Annotated in this window: 16 protein-coding genes and 1 pseudogene; 8 read left to right on the top strand and 9 right to left on the bottom strand. The window is 44.9% G+C overall.

Features of this window, described 5'->3' with window-relative positions:
* Positions 1-567 precede the first annotated feature (567 nt).
* Entirely contained in the window at positions 568-870 is a 303-nt protein-coding gene (locus Xsze_RS06365) for a helix-turn-helix domain-containing protein (RefSeq protein WP_038240680.1), read from the top strand.
* A 100-nt stretch (positions 871-970) separates the two neighbouring features.
* Here Xsze_RS06365 and Xsze_RS06360 read toward each other — a convergent pair whose 3' ends face one another.
* Both Xsze_RS06360 and Xsze_RS22085 read right to left on the bottom strand, forming a co-directional pair.
* The gene (locus Xsze_RS06360; RefSeq protein ID WP_038240679.1) at positions 971-1,438 is read right to left on the bottom strand and encodes a helix-turn-helix domain-containing protein; all 468 of its coding nucleotides are present in this window, start codon (positions 1,436-1,438) and stop codon (positions 971-973) included.
* A gap of 22 nt (positions 1,439-1,460) precedes the next feature.
* A complete protein-coding gene (locus Xsze_RS22085; protein ID WP_156935903.1) occupies positions 1,461-1,610 on the bottom strand; it encodes a hypothetical protein in 150 nt (49 codons plus the stop codon).
* Positions 1,611-1,652: 42 nt separating this feature from the next.
* Between Xsze_RS22085 and Xsze_RS06355 the strand changes: the two genes are divergently transcribed.
* Complete coding sequence (locus Xsze_RS06355) at positions 1,653-2,840, top strand: MFS transporter (protein WP_244431842.1); 1,188 nt, start codon at positions 1,653-1,655, stop codon at positions 2,838-2,840.
* 54 nt (positions 2,841-2,894) lie between these two features.
* Here the strand turns inward: Xsze_RS06355 and Xsze_RS06350 are convergent, their stop codons facing one another.
* From Xsze_RS06350 to ftsY, 5 genes are all read right to left on the bottom strand, one after another.
* Positions 2,895-4,031 carry a glycerate kinase gene (locus tag Xsze_RS06350; protein WP_038240678.1) on the bottom strand — a complete coding sequence of 379 codons (1,137 nt, stop codon included), beginning with the start codon at positions 4,029-4,031 and terminating at the stop codon, positions 2,895-2,897.
* A gap of 176 nt (positions 4,032-4,207) precedes the next feature.
* Positions 4,208-5,065, bottom strand: coding sequence for an RNA polymerase sigma factor RpoH (gene rpoH / locus Xsze_RS06345; protein ID WP_038240677.1), 858 nt, complete (start codon positions 5,063-5,065; stop codon positions 4,208-4,210).
* A 202-nt stretch (positions 5,066-5,267) separates the two neighbouring features.
* Complete coding sequence (ftsX, locus tag Xsze_RS06340) at positions 5,268-6,242, bottom strand: permease-like cell division protein FtsX (RefSeq protein WP_038240676.1); 975 nt, start codon at positions 6,240-6,242, stop codon at positions 5,268-5,270.
* The gene (gene ftsE / locus Xsze_RS06335; RefSeq protein ID WP_038240675.1) at positions 6,235-6,900 is read right to left on the bottom strand and encodes a cell division ATP-binding protein FtsE; all 666 of its coding nucleotides are present in this window, start codon (positions 6,898-6,900) and stop codon (positions 6,235-6,237) included. The genes ftsX and ftsE overlap by 8 nt, the downstream gene beginning before the upstream one ends.
* 6 nt (positions 6,901-6,906) lie before the next feature.
* Entirely contained in the window at positions 6,907-8,616 is a 1,710-nt protein-coding gene (gene ftsY, locus Xsze_RS06330; RefSeq protein ID WP_099138731.1) for a signal recognition particle-docking protein FtsY, read from the bottom strand.
* Positions 8,617-8,791: 175 nt separating this feature from the next.
* Between ftsY and rsmD the strand changes: the two genes are divergently transcribed.
* The 4 genes from rsmD to Xsze_RS06310 all read left to right on the top strand — a co-directional run bounded on the left by rsmD (position 8,792) and on the right by Xsze_RS06310 (position 13,099).
* Complete coding sequence (rsmD, locus tag Xsze_RS06325; RefSeq protein ID WP_038240730.1) at positions 8,792-9,382, top strand: 16S rRNA (guanine(966)-N(2))-methyltransferase; 591 nt, start codon at positions 8,792-8,794, stop codon at positions 9,380-9,382.
* Positions 9,383-9,411: 29 nt separating this feature from the next.
* Entirely contained in the window at positions 9,412-9,690 is a 279-nt protein-coding gene (locus tag Xsze_RS06320) for a DUF1145 family protein (RefSeq protein WP_038240731.1), read from the top strand.
* Positions 9,691-9,907: 217 nt separating this feature from the next.
* Positions 9,908-10,534 carry a lysoplasmalogenase gene (locus Xsze_RS06315; RefSeq protein WP_038240732.1) on the top strand — a complete coding sequence of 209 codons (627 nt, stop codon included), beginning with the start codon at positions 9,908-9,910 and terminating at the stop codon, positions 10,532-10,534.
* A gap of 186 nt (positions 10,535-10,720) precedes the next feature.
* Positions 10,721-13,099, top strand: coding sequence for a zinc/cadmium/mercury/lead-transporting ATPase (locus tag Xsze_RS06310; protein ID WP_038240733.1), 2,379 nt, complete (start codon positions 10,721-10,723; stop codon positions 13,097-13,099).
* Between the two features lie 222 nt (positions 13,100-13,321).
* Here Xsze_RS06310 and tusA read toward each other — a convergent pair whose 3' ends face one another.
* Positions 13,322-13,567: a sulfurtransferase TusA gene (gene tusA / locus Xsze_RS06305; RefSeq protein WP_038240734.1), complete on the bottom strand. Its 246-nt coding sequence runs from the start codon at positions 13,565-13,567 to the stop codon at positions 13,322-13,324.
* A gap of 172 nt (positions 13,568-13,739) precedes the next feature.
* Here tusA and Xsze_RS06300 point away from each other — a divergent pair, with 172 nt between their 5' ends.
* Both Xsze_RS06300 and Xsze_RS06295 read left to right on the top strand, forming a co-directional pair.
* Entirely contained in the window at positions 13,740-14,405 is a 666-nt protein-coding gene (locus tag Xsze_RS06300; RefSeq protein ID WP_038240735.1) for a 7-cyano-7-deazaguanine/7-aminomethyl-7-deazaguanine transporter, read from the top strand.
* A 278-nt stretch (positions 14,406-14,683) separates the two neighbouring features.
* A complete protein-coding gene (locus Xsze_RS06295; RefSeq protein WP_038240736.1) occupies positions 14,684-15,784 on the top strand; it encodes a glycerol dehydrogenase in 1,101 nt (366 codons plus the stop codon).
* Positions 15,785-15,856: 72 nt separating this feature from the next.
* Here Xsze_RS06295 and Xsze_RS06290 read toward each other — a convergent pair.
* Positions 15,857-16,791 (bottom strand): annotated as a pseudogene (locus tag Xsze_RS06290) (Fic family protein).
* Between the last annotated feature and the right edge of the window lie 90 nt (positions 16,792-16,881).

Raw genomic sequence — 16,881 nt, 5'->3', positions numbered from 1 at the left:
ATGTTTACAGTTTGGTATATTTTGTCCGGTTTATAACCTCAGTAAAGGGAATAGTAAGAGTAAAAATGCAAACTAATATAAGTTTAGTATATAAAATTTTTATTTCCTGCCTATTTACCTTACTTATTACAAGCAAAACCATTTAATATCAATTAATTATATGTAATTAAAATTACATAAAGCAAAAGTTAGGAGCGTGTTAGTTATCTCTTTCAAAAAGAGAGAAGAAATGCTGTCGGTATACGGCAGAAGTGCCCAGGAAGTGGCAGAGATGGTCACAAAACAGAGTCATGTCATTCATATCATGGAAGAGCACACCTTACTACGATAAGGGGCTGTTTTTTTTACAACACGTTAATAAAAAAGTCATGTCATTAAAAAACAAGGTGCATATCGGAAAACACAAGGCACATCAAATGTAACAATAGGTATACCGTGCACGGTCGTGAATCCGTCAAGGGAGGATCTATTTTACAAGTAGATGTCAGAGCGAAAATAAAACATTTTTCAGGCTCTGGGGAAACATCCTTGATGATGCCATAACTTACTGATTAAAAAGGATAAGATATGGAAGAGGCGAATCTATTAGTCGGACAGCGTATTCAGGCCAAAAGGAAAGAGTTAGGTATGACAGCGACAGCTTTGGCAAAAAAGATTGGTATTAGCCAACAACAACTTTCACGTTATGAAAGGGGGACAAACAGGATTAATCTGACTCATCTCGTTCGTATATCAAAATTATTAAATACCGATATCTCTTGGTTTTTCCAAGATTGTTTTATAGATGACGAAGAAGAAGAAAGTATCAATAAACTTACCGATCAATATATTCCCATTGCAGAAACAATTATTGGAAAAAATGGTTGTTGAATGAGGCCAAAAACGTGTCAGGAGCCTGTTGTTAAGCCGGTTTTATTCAAAAAGTTAAGGCTTCTGACGCCTTGGGTCCTATCACTGGGTTATTTCATCGTTATCGGGAATGTTCCACAGCTCCACTCACATCGGTAATAAAACGTTTGATGACCATCAGTTCTTCCTCAGAATAATTTGCCAGCACCTTCATCCACTTTTCCTCTGCCAGCTTGTGCAGTTTTTCATGTTCAGAAAAAACCTTTTTTCCTTCAATGGATAAACTAAAATGAGTCTCTTTTTGGTTACCGGACATTTTCGATTTTTCAAGAACTGAACGGAGCAACAATTTCGCACAAATTTTTGAGATAGCTCCCCTCGTCATTTGCATCCTCTGGCTAATGGCCGTGACATTTAATAATCCCGATACTCCAATATGTTGGATAACATGTAATTCAGACAGTGAGTAACCACCAAGCCCATGCTTATGAAGTGTTTTTTCATCATATCCTTGCCTGGCCCCACTTCTTAAGTGCATTAAGTGGTTAATTGCGGCAAGGAGCTCTCGTTGACGGGTTGTACTAGTCATTATTGATGGCAATTTCCGGTAGTTATTCCTTTTTCTCTTTCACTCCGCAGTCTTGCCAGAGACGCTGTAATACGAAAGATAAAAGAATGTGTTTCAACGCATTTCCATAAAAACTATTTTCAGCATATTGGCAAAAAGAAGCAAAAAAATCTTTACAAAATGCCGTAATCATTTAATCTCCTTTTGTTTCCATGGAAACAAAAGGAGATTAAATATGTTAAATATGAATAGCGCGACGCCAATCCACAACATAAAAGTGATCTTTTATTTGGTGTGCTTCAGTGCCTTTTTTGGCTCTCTGGCACAAAATATCTATGCTCCGGTTATCCCTATGATCAAAACGCTATTCAGCACTTCCTTACCTTTGGTCAATCTCACTGTCTCAGCATTTACTTTTATTTTGGCAATCATGCAGATTGTGTATGGACCACTCGCCGATAGAAAAGGTCGCAAAGCCGTCCTGTTACCCGCCCTGATTATCTCCGTTATGGGTTCAATCGGGTGTGCCATGGTTTCCGATATTTATTGGCTGATTTTTTTTCGCATTGTTCAAGCAATGGGCATTGCAGCAATTCCAGTGATTGCAGCGACAATCATTGGTGATCTGTATAGTGAACAAGAACGGGCAAAAGCTATCAGTACCTATCAAATGTTATTGACTCTCGCTCCGGCATCTGGCCCGCTGCTGGGTGGATATTTAGCTGAAATCAATGGATATGTCGCCATTTTCGTATTCATTGCCGTTATAGGCGGGTTATTGTTTATCGGAAATTGGTTTTGGTTGCCAGAAACCAAACCTGAGCCGTCAATACATCCTCAGAGAATGTCGCTTCATTTCTTCTCAATTTTGTCAGATCGTACTGCCCAATCCGTTTTTTATATCAGCTTTATGCTGTTTTACTGCTACTTCTGCTTCCTGACTTTTTTACCCATCATATTAAATCATGAATACGATTTCAGCCCTGCCGATATAGGCTGGATGTACATTCCCATGTCACTCGCCATGATTGCCGGCAGTTATTGCTATCGCCTGATCCACCCCTATTTTTCGCCCAGAAATGGCATGATTTTTAGCTGCTTACTTAATCTTGGGATAATCCTATTATTTTCCATGACATATCATCAGGGGATCGCCATATTGATTATGGTGACTGCGTTATATGGCTTTACTTTAGGGCTATCAACACCCACCCACGCAACTTTGCTGTTAACCCAATTTATGAAGGAGCGTGCAACTGTGATTGGGCTTTATAATTTCATCAGATATACCGGTATGGCCACAGGGCCCATGGTAGGTAGCATTTTGCTGTTCAATAACGATTATGGAGGCGTGTTTTGGGTGGGGGCTTTGTTATTTGCGTTGTCTATTGTCTTCACTATCATCATGACTCAACAATGCTGAGGGACAGACATCTGTTTTGTAGCGTAAGCCTCATTTTTCAGGGCCAAAAAAAAGCTAAGTGTGGGACATAGCCCAAACAGCAGCAATATTGCGGGCAGTTACTCGTAGGTTATCAGCACCATTGCCCAAGGCTTCTGACAGGGAACAAACGCCCGGCACAATGGAAAATACTGCGTCCAGCCCATGTTGGTGAACGATATCGTAGTCCTTGCTCATTCCGCCCACCAGCGCAATGGTCGGAATAGAAAATTTTTTGGCAACGCGGGCAACACCAATGGGGGTTTTTCCATGTATGGTTTGCCCATCAATGCGACCTTCTCCCGTAATGACCAGATCTGCTCCCTGAACAATTTCTTCCAAGCTCAATGTGTCAATAACAATCTCAACCCCCGATTGCAATTTAGCCCCTAAACACCCGAATAAAGAAGCCCCCATTCCTCCGGCCGCACCTGCTCCTGCTGCATTCAGAATGCTTTTGCCGGTCAAGGATTCAAGTTTCATTCCGTAGTGGCACAGTGCAGCATCCAGTATTTTAACCATCTCCGGTGTTGCCCCTTTTTGAGGGCCAAAAACAGCCGATGCCCCCCATTCACCACACAACGGGTTATTAACATCACAAGCAACAATAAAATCGAGTTCTTTAAGGCGGGGATCAAGGGCAGCCAGATCTATACTTTCCAACCGCGTTAACGCGATGCCACCAAATGGCAGAATACGACCATCACCATCCAATAAATTTGCCCCGAGTGCCTGCATCATGCCTGCACCACCATCGTTGGTCGCACTGCCTCCAATACCCAAAATGATTTTCTCGACACCCTGTTCTAACGCCGCCAGAATCAGTTCACCTGTACCATAACTTGTTGTTATCAATGGATTACGCTGCTCCATTGGCACCAAGTGCAAACCAGATGCCGCAGACATCTCAATCACGGCGGTTTTTCCATCACCCAACAGGCCAAAAAATGCTTCAACAACCTCACCCAAGGGAGAGGTAGCCTGACATGAAATACGTTTTCCTCCCGTCGCAACCACCAGTGACTCAACTGTTCCTTCTCCGCCATCGGCCATCGGCACTTTGACATAATCCGCCTGTGGGAAAATCTCCCTGAATCCCTGTTCTATCGCTTGTGCGACTTGCAGGGCATTTAAACTTTCTTTAAATGAATCAGGGGCAATGACAATTTTCATGGCAAATTTCTCCGTTCTTTGGTGCTTGCTTTTCAATGCGATCAGCTCACGAAATTCAATACACCAAAGATAAAGATTAAGGCAATAAAAAAAGCGATAAATGAATTATCGCTTTTTTATGAAGAAAACACCTGTGCCCTTTCAAGCTACTGCTTAGAATCCATTGGCAGATATAGCTATGCTTCAATAGCCAGCCGCAATTTTTTCATTGCATTTTTTTCTAGCTGTCGGACACGTTCAGCAGATACGCCATATTTATCTGCCAGTTCCTGCAAGGTGGTTTTATTGTCATCATCTAACCAACGGGCACGGATGATGTCTTGGCTACGCTCATCCAGTCCTTCCATTGCTACTGAAAGTTTTTCTGCTGCGTGATGTTCCCAATTATCTTCTTCAATACCATCGGCGAAGTCAGACGCTTTATCTTGCAAATACAGCACCGGGGCTGCTGCCTGACTATCATGATTGTCATCATCAGAAGACATATCAAATGCCATATCCTGCGCTGACATACGTGATTCCATCTCGCGGACATCTTTGCTGGTTACACCCAATTCTTGGGCAACCAGATCAACTTCGTCCTGACTGAACCACCCCAGACGTTGTTTAGCCTTACGCAAATTAAAGAACAGCTTGCGCTGGGCTTTTGTCGTTGCGACTTTCACAATTCGCCAGTTACGCAATACATATTCATGGATTTCTGCCTTAATCCAATGAACAGCAAAAGAAACCAGACGTACACCGACTTCCGGATTAAATCGACGAACCGCTTTCATCAGGCCAATATTGCCTTCCTGAATTAAATCCGCCTGTGGCAGGCCATAACCAGCATAACTGCGGGCAACATGAACAACGAAGCGCAGGTGAGAAAGAATCAGCTTTTTCGCTGCATCCAGATCTCCCTGGTAATGCAGCCTTTCTGCCAGTTCCTTTTCTTCCTCTGCGGAAAGCATAGGATAAGCGTTGGAAGCACGAATGTACCCTTCCAAACTGCCCTGTGGAACTAATGCTAAAGTTTGCATTTCTTTTGTCATTCAAATTCTCTCAAAATCAGATCCAAATTGACGGTCTTTTAAGTTTAGCTCAATCTACCGATTCAGGTTTATTCAAGCCAGAGATATGTCTACTTTAACACCGTTAAGATCATATTTAAATCGTCTAATTTGTCTGTGTGTCAATACAAATTCATAACGGTGATTTCGACTGCAATTAAGCACCAAAGTTCACTTAAATCTTTTACTCTGGCCTAAAACGCCTTAAATGCTGAATTGTCGCAAACCATGCGGCGATCCACCCAATCATACCTGCAATGAGTACCAACAATAGTGATTCATCCCACCCTAAGCCATTCAGCTCAAAACTCGTTCCAAAGACACTCGCCACTTCGGTGACAACCGTGGACAGTTTCCATACCAACAAAGCTGAGAGCAGAAGAGAAAAGAGAGCGCCCAGAAAACCGAGCAAAGCCCCGCCATTGAGGAAAGGGCGCAGAATAAAACCGTCTGTCGCCCCAATCAACTTCATGACATTAATCGTTTCACGGCGGCTAAATATACTCAGGCGGACGCTGTTGCCAATGACCAAAAGCAATGCAACCACCATCAGGATGCCAACCACCGCCACGATACGGCCAATAAGCAACGTCAATGCATTCAAACGGGCGAACCAGCTATCATCCATTCTGACTTCTTCAATGCCTTTAATCTGGGCAACCTGATCACGTAATGCCATTAAGGCTTGTTCTCCCTGAAAGCTCAATTTAGGGGAGACAATCGCCACCGCTGGCAAAGGGTTTTCTTCCAATAAATCCAGGGCACTGGAAAAACCAGACCAGGCACGAAATTCATTGACCGAATCTTCACGGGAAAGGTAGTTCACCGATTTTACGCTATCCATGCTTTTTAGCTGATAAATCACCTGATTAACGCCATTGTCACTGAGTGATTTATCCAGATAAACCGTGAGTTGTGGAATGGGGTCCCACTGAATCACTGCCTGATTGACGTTTTTCCAGACAATATAAAATACACTCGGCAAGGTGAGAGAAATAGCAATCACCATGATGGTCAACAGCGTCGCCAATGGCTGACGCAGCATATCTGACAAGGTACTTTTCCACGCATAGCGTGATTGAACGCGCCATCCGCCTTTCAGCGACCTGGATTTTGCTGATTGTGTTTTTTTCGCAGGATGACGGACATTCTTAGCCATGATGCCCTCCTTGCACACGCCCCTGATTCAGGGTCAGGATACGGTGATTTCTTCGTTCAATAAGCGCAGTATCATGGGTAGCCATAAGCACAGTGACACCAACCCGGTTAAACTCCTCGAACAGACGCATGATCCCCTCAGACAATTCGCCATCCAGATTCCCTGTGGGTTCATCTGCCAGTAAGACCGTAGGTTTATTCACCACCGCGCGGGCAATGCCCACGCGCTGTTGTTCCCCGCCAGAAAGTTGGATGGGGAAGTTTTTCGCTTTGTCCAGCAGACCGACTTTATCCAGTGCCGCAGATACTCGTCGGCGGATATCTTCAGTACTCGCCCCGGAGATAATCAATGGCATAGCAACGTTTTCATATACCGTGCGATCCAGCAGCAAATGGTGATCCTGAAAAATCATGCCGATCTGACGACGCAGAAAAGGAATTTCACGGGATTTTAACCGGCTGATGTCATGACCTGAAAACCAAATATGCCCCGCGCTCGGACGTTCAATGCCACAGATGAGTTTTAAAAGTGTACTTTTACCGGCACCTGAATGGCCGGTTAAAAATGCCATTTCTCCCGGAAGCAGGTGAAAATCCACCCCTTGCAGCGCTTGCCGCCCTCCCAGATAAGCTTTACTGACCTGTTCAAAGCGAATCATTAATGATTAATCCTCTCGGGCAAAAAGAGCTTCAATAAAATCGTCAGCCTTAAATGGACGGAGATCTTCAATGCCTTCCCCTACACCAATGTAGCGAATCGGGATTTCGAATTGGTCGGCAATCGCAAAGATAACACCGCCTTTCGCTGTACCATCCAGCTTGGTCAGTGAAATCCCCGTCAATCCTACAGCTTCATTGAATAGTTTAGCCTGACTTACTGCATTTTGACCTGTGCTGGCATCCAATGTCAGCATAATTTCATGTGGCGCTTCTTCATCCAGTTTTTTCATTACCCGGACAATTTTTTTCAACTCTTCCATCAGGTGGGATTTGTTCTGCAAGCGCCCTGCTGTATCTGCGATCAGAACATCAATGCCTTTGGCCTTCGCGGATTGAATAGCATCAAAAATCACAGATGCAGGATCAGCCCCGGAGTGTTGGGCAACAACCGGGATTTTGTTCCGTTCTCCCCAAACCTGTAACTGTTCTACTGCGGCTGCACGGAAAGTATCTCCTGCGGCCAGCATGACTGATTTACCCTGAGACTGATATTGGCGGGCCAACTTACCAATTGTTGTCGTTTTACCGACACCATTGACACCCACCATCAGAATGACGTAAGGCATTTTGCCTTCTATTTCCAGAGGCTTGTCCACTTTTGCCAGAATGTCTGACATTTCTTCTTTTAGTTTAGAATAAAGTGCTTCCGCATCTTTCAATTCCTTGCGGCTGGCATGCACAGTCAGGCTAGTGATGATTTTACGGGTAGTCTCTACTCCCACATCTGCAATCAGCAACTGTTCTTCCAGCTCTTCAAACAGCTCATCATCAATTTTTTTGCCGCGGAACAAACCCAAGAAGCCTGAGCCAAAATTCTGACGGGTTTTAACCAGACTGCGTTTCAAACGGGCAAAGAACCCTTCTTTCGCCGGACGCTCTTGTTCTTTAGGTAATGCTGTTTTTTCTTCAGCTTGGCGGGCAGCTTCTTCCGCCAGCAAACGCTGTTTTTCAACTTCCTCTTCCGCTACACGGCGGGCCGCTTCTTCCGCCAGCAAACGTTGTTTTTCAGCTTCCTCTTCCGCTGCGCGGCGGGCTGCTTCTTCTGCCAGCAAACGCTGTTTCTCAGCTTCCTCTTCCGCTGCACGGCGAGCCACTTCTTCCGCCAGCAAACGTTGTTTTTCAGCTTCCTCTTCTGCTGCGCGGCGGGCTGTTTCCTCTGCCAGCAAACGCTGTTTTTCAACTTCCTCTTCCGCTACACGGCGGGCCACTTCCTCTGCCAGCAAACGCTGTTTTTCAGCTTCCTCTTCCGCTGCACGGCGAGCCACTTCTTCCGCCAGCAAACGTTGTTTTTCAACTTCCTCTTCTGCTGCGCGGCGGGCCACTTCCTCTGCCAGCAAACGCTGTTTTTCAGCTTCCTCTTCCGCTGCACGGCGGGCGGCTTCTTCTGCCAGCAAACGCTGTTTTTCAACTTCCTCTTCCGCTGCACGGCGAGCCGCTTCTTCTGCCAGCAAACGCTGTTTTTCAACTTCCTCTTCCGCTGCACGGCGGGCCGCTTCTTCCGCCAGCAAACGCTGTTTTTCAGCTTCCTCTTCCGCTACACGGCGGGCGGCTTCCTCTGCTGCCAATTTTTCTTTTTCAGCCTGCTCTTGTTGTTGCTTATCTTGTCGGCCAAGTCCGAACCAAGATAAGAAACCTCTTTTTTTCTCTTTTGCCATCTGCCACTACACTCCTCGCGGTTAATTATGGCGTTATCAATAAATATGCCCACTGAGATAGAATCTAACGGTGATAAAATCCAGTCTAACATTTTCATCACACCACAACACATATCTATCGAGGATTTCGTGGTAAATTAATCAATGAGTTTCTCCATTTCACGTATTTTAAATTATGACAAAAAAAGCACAGCGCGCACCTTTGGGGCAAATCCGCATTATTGGCGGAAAGTGGCGCGGAAGAAAATTACCCGTTCCAGACAGTGACGGGCTACGTCCAACAACGGATCGTGTCCGTGAAACACTCTTTAACTGGCTTATGCCGATAATTCAGGAAGCACGTTGTTTGGATTGTTTTGCAGGCAGCGGCGCTCTCGGCTTTGAAGCTTTATCGCGCTATGCAGATCATGCGACCCTGATTGAATATGACCGCCATGTTGCGAAGCAGCTATCAGACAATCTGGCCTTATTGAAAGCTGAAAATGCAACAGTAGTGCAGGGCAATACCTTGCAATATCTCAATGGAACCGGAATGCCGTTTAACGTGGTCTTTCTTGATCCCCCATTTCGCAAGGGCATGTTAGCGGAAACAATCCATTTATTGGAAACCAATGGCTGGCTGGCAGAAGAAAGCTGGATTTATGTTGAAGCAGAATCAGAAACTGCGGCAACAGAAGTTCCTGCAAACTGGCAGTTACACCGGGAAAAAGTTGCCGGCCAAGTTGCTTATCGATTATATATTCGCCACCAGCCTTCTGGTATCTGACCCGCTTAATCACAATCTTGGAGTTGATGATGTTTATCCAATTAGGAAGAGTTCTCATGATTTTTGTTTGGGGGATCATGATCTTTAATTTCTTTCAGCCCTTCCCTAAGCCATTGAAGTATTTCATGGATATCGCCATGGTATTCACGGTGGTCATGCATGCATTTCAGTTACTGCTGCTGAAACATACCCAACCTAAGGGCCAGAAGCTGTCTGCTTTTCTTCAAACCAAAATTTTCTTTTTCGGCGTCTTTGAACTATTAAACTGGCAGAAAAAAGAACGGAAAAAGGAACAAGAAAAAAAATAATTTCCCCCTCCCTTTGTTCACTTCCGGTAATTAACGGGAATAAATAACGTCAATGAATGTTCAGCCCAATTACTCATTGACGTTATTTGCATTTGATAATAAAACGTTATCCATTCGTTAATAATAATTAAACGTTGTATTCTCCGCACCACCCACCATAAATAGTCATGTCTGTTCATGCAGATATTGGACGTTGAACATTAAGGAAAGGAAAAATATGAGTTGGCCATTTCTTGCTGTGTTTTTCTCCGGATGGTTATACATTGATGCAGCTTATCGTGATTTACGTTGGCAACAGTGGCTTTTCCGCCCTGTCACAATGTTGCTTTTGTTGTTGTGGGCATGCCAGGCGCCCGGGCTTGAGATTTCTGGTTACCTGATTATTGCGGGCCTTCTCACCGCCTTACTCTCTGATACAATCCGCATGCTCCCTAGTAAGTACTTACTCTTATCATTTATCACACTCTTCCTGAGCTATTTGTTGTACACAATCAGTTTTGCCTTGCACAATGGTTTCAGTTTCTTCTTCCCGCTTCCTCTGATCATACTGGCTGTGGGTGTTGCCGTCATACTCATCATCTGGACTCGTCTTGATAATATGCGTTGGCGTGTCATAGATAACTTCGTTATGGCACTGATTATGGTTTGGGTCGCTTGCGAACAATATTTTTCACTCAGCAATGAAAACCGCTTTTCTCTTATGGCTGGCGCACTCTTATTGCTTCTTGGTCACTGTATCAGAATCATTGACCATTACCGCTTCCCTTTTAAGGTTTCAAAAGCCATCGTTGCGGTTTGTGGTTTTGTCGGGCATTTTTTAATTATTCGATCACTATTTTTATAATTAATTTCGTTATCTGACGGTTATTGAAAAAATAACATTTCAAAGAGGGAAGCTTTGATAATGAGATTTCATCTCAGACAGCACAAATTATCAAAAAATCCCTCTTAATGGATTTGACTCTGGAGTTAGCTCCAGAGTGTAGAGTTAATATATTCACCTAAATTAACTCTAGTTGAGAGGTTGCCGATGTTCTCCAACACCAAACAACATAAACAATCAGAGCACAATCCATCTCCTACACACAAACAAAAGCATCATGATGATACCGATAATGTAAGTAATCACTTACATGACTTGAACAATAAAAAACACGCTCACTCCCACGGCTCTCATTGTCATGATCATGGGCACGATCACAGCCATGACCACGGACATAGCCATGATCATGGGCATAAACATGAAAAAACAGGGGCAAATTGCTTGCATGATCACGCACATGCCGTACAAGACAACGCTCCCTTAAAGTTAATCGCCAATAAACGTTTTAACTGGATTATTCAGGGAATGGATTGTCCAAGTTGCGCAGGAAAAATCGAAAACGCCGTAAAAAAACTGCCAGAAGCAAAACAAGTCAAGGTACTGTTTACAACAGAAAAATTGGTTGTCGATTCTGATATTGATATTAGAGCTTCCGTTGAACAAGCCGTAAAACAAGCAGGCTTTGAAATTAAAGAAACCGGCTCAACCACCCAGTTGCCTCCTGCCACAAGCCACTGGAAAACATTTTCTCCCATCCTGATCCTTACCGCCTTAATGCTCATCAGTTGGGGTATATCGGCAGTCAGTGCCCCCACCGGCAAAATTGCGTTCATCATCACCACGCTGTTCGGGTTATATCCGGTTGCCACTAAAGCAATCAAATTAATGCGCTCCGGTACGCCTTTTGCCATTGAAACCTTAATGAGTGTTGCCGCGATTGGGGCTTTGTTCATTGATGCCACCTCAGAAGCGGCAATGGTTATTTTACTGTTCAAGTTGGGGGAAGTTCTGGAATCCTATGCCGCCGGACGTGCTCGACGCGGTGTCAGTGCTCTGATGGCATTAGTACCTGACCAAGCTTTATTGGTTAAAGACGGCAAAAAGGAAACCGTATCAGCCGCTGAGCTACGTCCCGGCGATATCATTGAAATTGCGCCGGGCGGGCGTTTGCCCAGTGACGCTGAGTTGCTCAGCCCGTTTGCCAGTTTTGATGAAAGTGCCCTGACCGGTGAATCCATCCCAATTGAACGGCAGCAAGGTGAAAAAATTTCCGCCGGCTGTCTTTCTGTTGATAGCGCAGTGCAAATGAAGGTGATCTCTGAGCCCGGGCACAATGCCATTGACCGTATTCTCCAATTGATCGAAGAAGCAGAAGAGCGCCGTGCCCCCATTGAGCGTTTTATCGATCGCTTCAGTCGTATCTATACTCCATTGATTATTGCATTCTCCGTACTGATGGTCCTGCTCCCACCGCTGCTCTTTGGCGGCTCATGGGAAACCTGGCTTTACCGTGGGTTAACCCTGTTGCTCATTGGTTGTCCCTGCGCATTGGTTATCTCTACCCCTGCGGCAATTACTTCCGCACTGGCAGCAGCAACACGACGTGGTGCTTTGATTAAGGGAGGAGCAGCATTAGAGCAACTGGGTTCAGTCACAACCATCGCGCTGGATAAAACAGGCACGCTGACTGAAGGTAAACCACGGGTTACGGAAATTGTCCCTGTTGAACAGGTCGGAATCGATACCTTATTGGCATTGGCAGGCTCAGTAGAAAGTGGCTCTCATCATCCACTGGCAAAAGCCATTCTTAATGCGGCGGAAGAGAGAGGTGTAACCATCGTTGAGGCTGAACAACGCAAGGCATTGGCCGGGATCGGCGTCGAAGGGCAATTATCGGGGCAAAGAATTCTGGTTTCGTCCCCGGAAAGATTACCGCAGGATGTTTTGTCAGCAGAATGGCAGCAAAAGGTCGCAGAATTGGAAAACGGCGGCAAAACCGCCGTTGCTATCATGCAAGGTGAGCAATTTATGGGGCTGATTGCCATGCAGGATACTTTACGTCAGGATGCCGTTGATGCTATCCGTGCCCTGAAAAGGCAAGGTGTTGAGGCGGTCATGCTAACGGGGGACAATCCACGTGCGGCGGCTGCCATTGCAAATCAGCTAGGCATTGATTATCGCGCAAGCTTGCTGCCTGAAGATAAAGTCAGGGCAGTCACTGAGTTGAATCAAAAACACAATACCATGATGGTCGGTGACGGCATCAACGATGCTCCGGCCATGAAAGCAGCCAGCATTGGGATAGCCATGGGCAGCGGTACAGACGTGGCGCTGGAAACAGCTGATGCCGCGCTAACCCATAACCGTCTGACGGGTTTGCCTGAAATGATCGCGTTATCCCGTACAACCCATTACAACATCCGCCAAAACATCACCATTGCGTTGGGATTAAAGGCAATATTTCTCATCACCAGCCTATTGGGGATCACTGGATTGTGGATGGCGGTTCTGGCTGATTCGGGGGCGACAGCTTTAGTCACGGCAAATGCGATTCGGTTATTAAGAATAAAATCCCAGAAGTTATAGCAGGAAAGCTAAAAGCAGGAAAATACGACCAGAAAAAACAACAAATTGAAAAGGTGCAACCAACGCACCTTTTCAAAATTACCAAAACTCAAGATTGCTATTAAGGAAAAAGAAACCACAGCATTCAGCGAGGTGATAAATACATCCAAATGCCACTATTAAAGCCTAGCACGACTCTCTTTTTCTGCCACTCATTGATGCCCGAATTTTTATTTTCACCACTTATTCGCTTTTTCTGAGCAGATACCGATAAGGCGTATTTTCCGTTTCCTGAGCAATCAGAGAATGATCCATAAAACGACAAAATCCCGGAATATCGCGAGTTGTCGCGGGATCATCAGCAATGATCAGTAACGTTTGGCCCGCTGTCATATGGCGGACTGTTTTGCGGACCATCATTACCGGCTCTGGGCAACGTAATCCCAATGTATCAAGTGTTTTATCGGGATTGGCAAAAACATCGGACATAACAATCTCTGTAATTTAAAACAATCTATGGCGGTGGATTATATTACAAAATATCGACAACTGCCGTACTTTACTTTTATTGTTCAATTTGCGTATGATCCGCATTCAGTCTGATTTTTCAGGCTTATTTATTTTTTTGGGTTCCCTCACCCCACCATCAAAAAGGTACAATATGTTCCAATTAACCGCACAACAACGGATCACCGCACTGTTCTGGCTTTCGTTGTTTCATGTCCTCATCATTACTTCCAGTAACTATCTGGTGCAATTGCCAATCACTATTTTTGGATTTCATACCACTTGGGGAGCATTTACATTCCCTTTTATCTTTTTAGCGACTGATCTCACCGTGCGTATTTATGGAGCGCCTTTGGCTCGCCGGATTATCATCGCGGTCATGATGCCAGCATTACTGATCTCTTATCTGATATCGGTGCTATTTTTCCAGGGAACTTGGCAAGGGTTCGAAACATTGGGAACGTTTAATTTATTTGTCGCCCGCATTGCCGCTGCAAGTTTCATGGCTTATGCACTTGGGCAAATATTAGATGTCGGGGTATTCAACCGTCTGCGCCAGAAGCGCCGATGGTGGATAGCGCCTGCCGCAGCCATGTTTTTCGGTAATATGCTGGATACGCTGGCCTTTTTCTTCATCGCATTTTACCGCAGCACCGATGCCTTTATGGCCACACACTGGGTCGAAATTGCGTTGATCGATTATGCATTCAAGCTATTTATCTGCATGCTTTTCTTTTTGCCAGCCTACGGCATTCTGCTGAATTTAATCCTGAAATATTTTTTCACTCAAACAGACGCAAAAACGCCGGCCCAAGCCTGATATCATGGCTCCCTCCTCATATCGGAGGGAGCTTTCCACATCAAAATCACCAACGCCCAATCACGGTTCTGGAATAATTTTCCACTTTATTTCCACTTTAAATACTTCATTTCCTGTCTTTACTCATAACTTCTCTGGATATTTTGCCGTATAGTGTTGTTGGGCAGGTCAATACGCACTTTGGTAGAAGCCGTGGGCAACCCGCTCCAGACCGGTATAGTAACTCTCCATAACTCGTTCTCATTGAACTCGTTTCCAGTGAAGAAGGAATATTTCTTATGCTGAAAGTGATCCAGTCTCCATCCAAATATATTCAAGGGCCAGATGCCTTATCCCACATCGGTCAATACACCAAAATCCTGGCTGACCATGTTTTCGTGATTGCCGATAATTTCGTGATGAGTCTTATTGGGGATGCCGTCGACAATAGTCTCAAAGAACATGATGTCACCAGCCATTTTGAGCTTTTTCATGGCGAGTGCAGCCAGAACGAAATCCTACGTTTGTCTGCCATTTTAGTTGAAAATCAATGTCAGGCAGTGATTGGGATTGGCGGAGGAAAAACGCTTGATACTGCCAAAGCGGTTGCGTATGAATCCCAAATACCCGTGGTTATTTCGCCAACCCTTGTCTCTACCGATGCACCAACCAGCGCGCTTTCCGTCTTGTATACTGAATTGGGTGAGTTCGACAGATATCAGGTATATCCGCAAAATCCCAACATTGTGTTGGTGGATACCACTATCATCTCCAAAGCACCTGTTCGTCTGTTTGTTGCCGGAATGGGAGACGCTCTGGCCACCTATTTTGAAGCCCGGGCAAGTAGTGCCGCCCATAAACCAACAATGGCAGGGGGTCTGGCATCCAAAACAGGGCTGGCTCTGGCAAAACTGTGCTATGAAACTTTATTGGAAGACGGTTACAAGGCAAAACTCGCGATAGAAGCAGGGGTCAGCACACCGGCGGTTGAAAATATTATTGAGGCGAACACCTATCTCAGTGGTGTCGGTTTTGAAAGCTCAGGGCTGGCTGCCGCCCATGCCATCCACAATGGTTTCACCCTATTGGAAGAGTGCCATCATCTCTATCACGGTGAAAAAGTCGCATTTGGTACTCTAACGCAATTAGTACTGGAAAATAGCCCCAATGAAGAGTTGGAGACCGTTCTCGATTTCTGCACGCAAATGGGGCTGCCGATCACACTGGAACAGTTAGGACTGCGTGATAACGAAAAATTGCACAAAAAAATTATGCAGGTCGCTATTGCAAGCTGTGCTGAGGGTGAAACTATCCACAATATGCCTTTCACAGTGACACCTGAGCAGGTTTATGCCGCCATTCTGGCAGCAGACCGAATAGGGCAGGATTGGCTTTATTGAACGCAGCAAAAAAGAGTTGATCGTTTCAGAGCGGGCCATCCCGCTCTGAAGAAGAGTTATTTTCAGTCAGATTCAACAATGATGGATCACATAGCGTGTACTACGACCACCTGCATCTGTTTTTTTCAAGCATCCAAGTTCCATGAGGTGATTTAAATGGCGAGTCGCTGTTGCACGACTGACTTGAGCCATTTTTTGATATTGACTGCTATTAATACCCTGCTGAAAGTCATCATTGAGCATTTTGTTAAGGACCTTGGTTTGTTCCAATATTTCATAATATTGTTTACGCCGTTCGCAAATACTCACTGACATGGCATAAAACCGGATTGAACGGCTTTCTCCTTGTGCCAATACTAAGTCTGTCAACGGGTAATGCGCCCATTGCCATCTTCCATGGGATGAAATGTGACAAACCATAAATGTACGATTGCAGCCCGCAAGATTGAGTCAAGACTAGGTTCATTGCGGGATTGATTGAACCAAACGATAAATTTTGCCATTTCTCCCCGCAACCTTTCGGCAGGAGGTGCTTCAAAATGCACAACGGGCTTATCTATTCTGCCGGAGACAACTTGCATACTCCCATGCCGTAATTGCCCGCCCTTGATGGGATTAAATAAAGTATAACCGTCAGGAAACATCAAGTTATGCCATTGCAAAATACGTTCGAGCGACAACGGTTCGTCACATTTCTCTATGACATCCAAGGCAATTTCAGCCATGCCATCGGACAGCTTATTGGTGGGATAAGGATTAATGTCATTAATACCCAATCTATTTGCCAAAGATGAACGCACTGACGCTGCATTCAACTTTTCACCTTCTATTTCACAGGAATAGAGGATATTGGCCAGAAGATTATCCAGGGCCGCTTGCTCTACACTTTCAACTTCGACTCTTCCTGACAATAGCCTCTGGTTAAAATGAATCTCCCGCAATATAGGGCTCAGGATATGCACATCCCATTGGAAATTAGGCCAATGTTCCTGTTCCCAAATCCACATTTCATTCCACCCTATAGCACCAATAATTGAGGCATTCTACTCACAGAATGAGGCGAATAGCACTTCGATTTGACTCACTATTAAAATGTA

It is taken from the genome of Xenorhabdus szentirmaii DSM 16338, from assembly GCF_002632585.1.
Lineage (GTDB): Bacteria > Pseudomonadota > Gammaproteobacteria > Enterobacterales > Enterobacteriaceae > Xenorhabdus > Xenorhabdus szentirmaii.
This window is presented reverse-complemented; position numbering and strand designations above follow the sequence as displayed.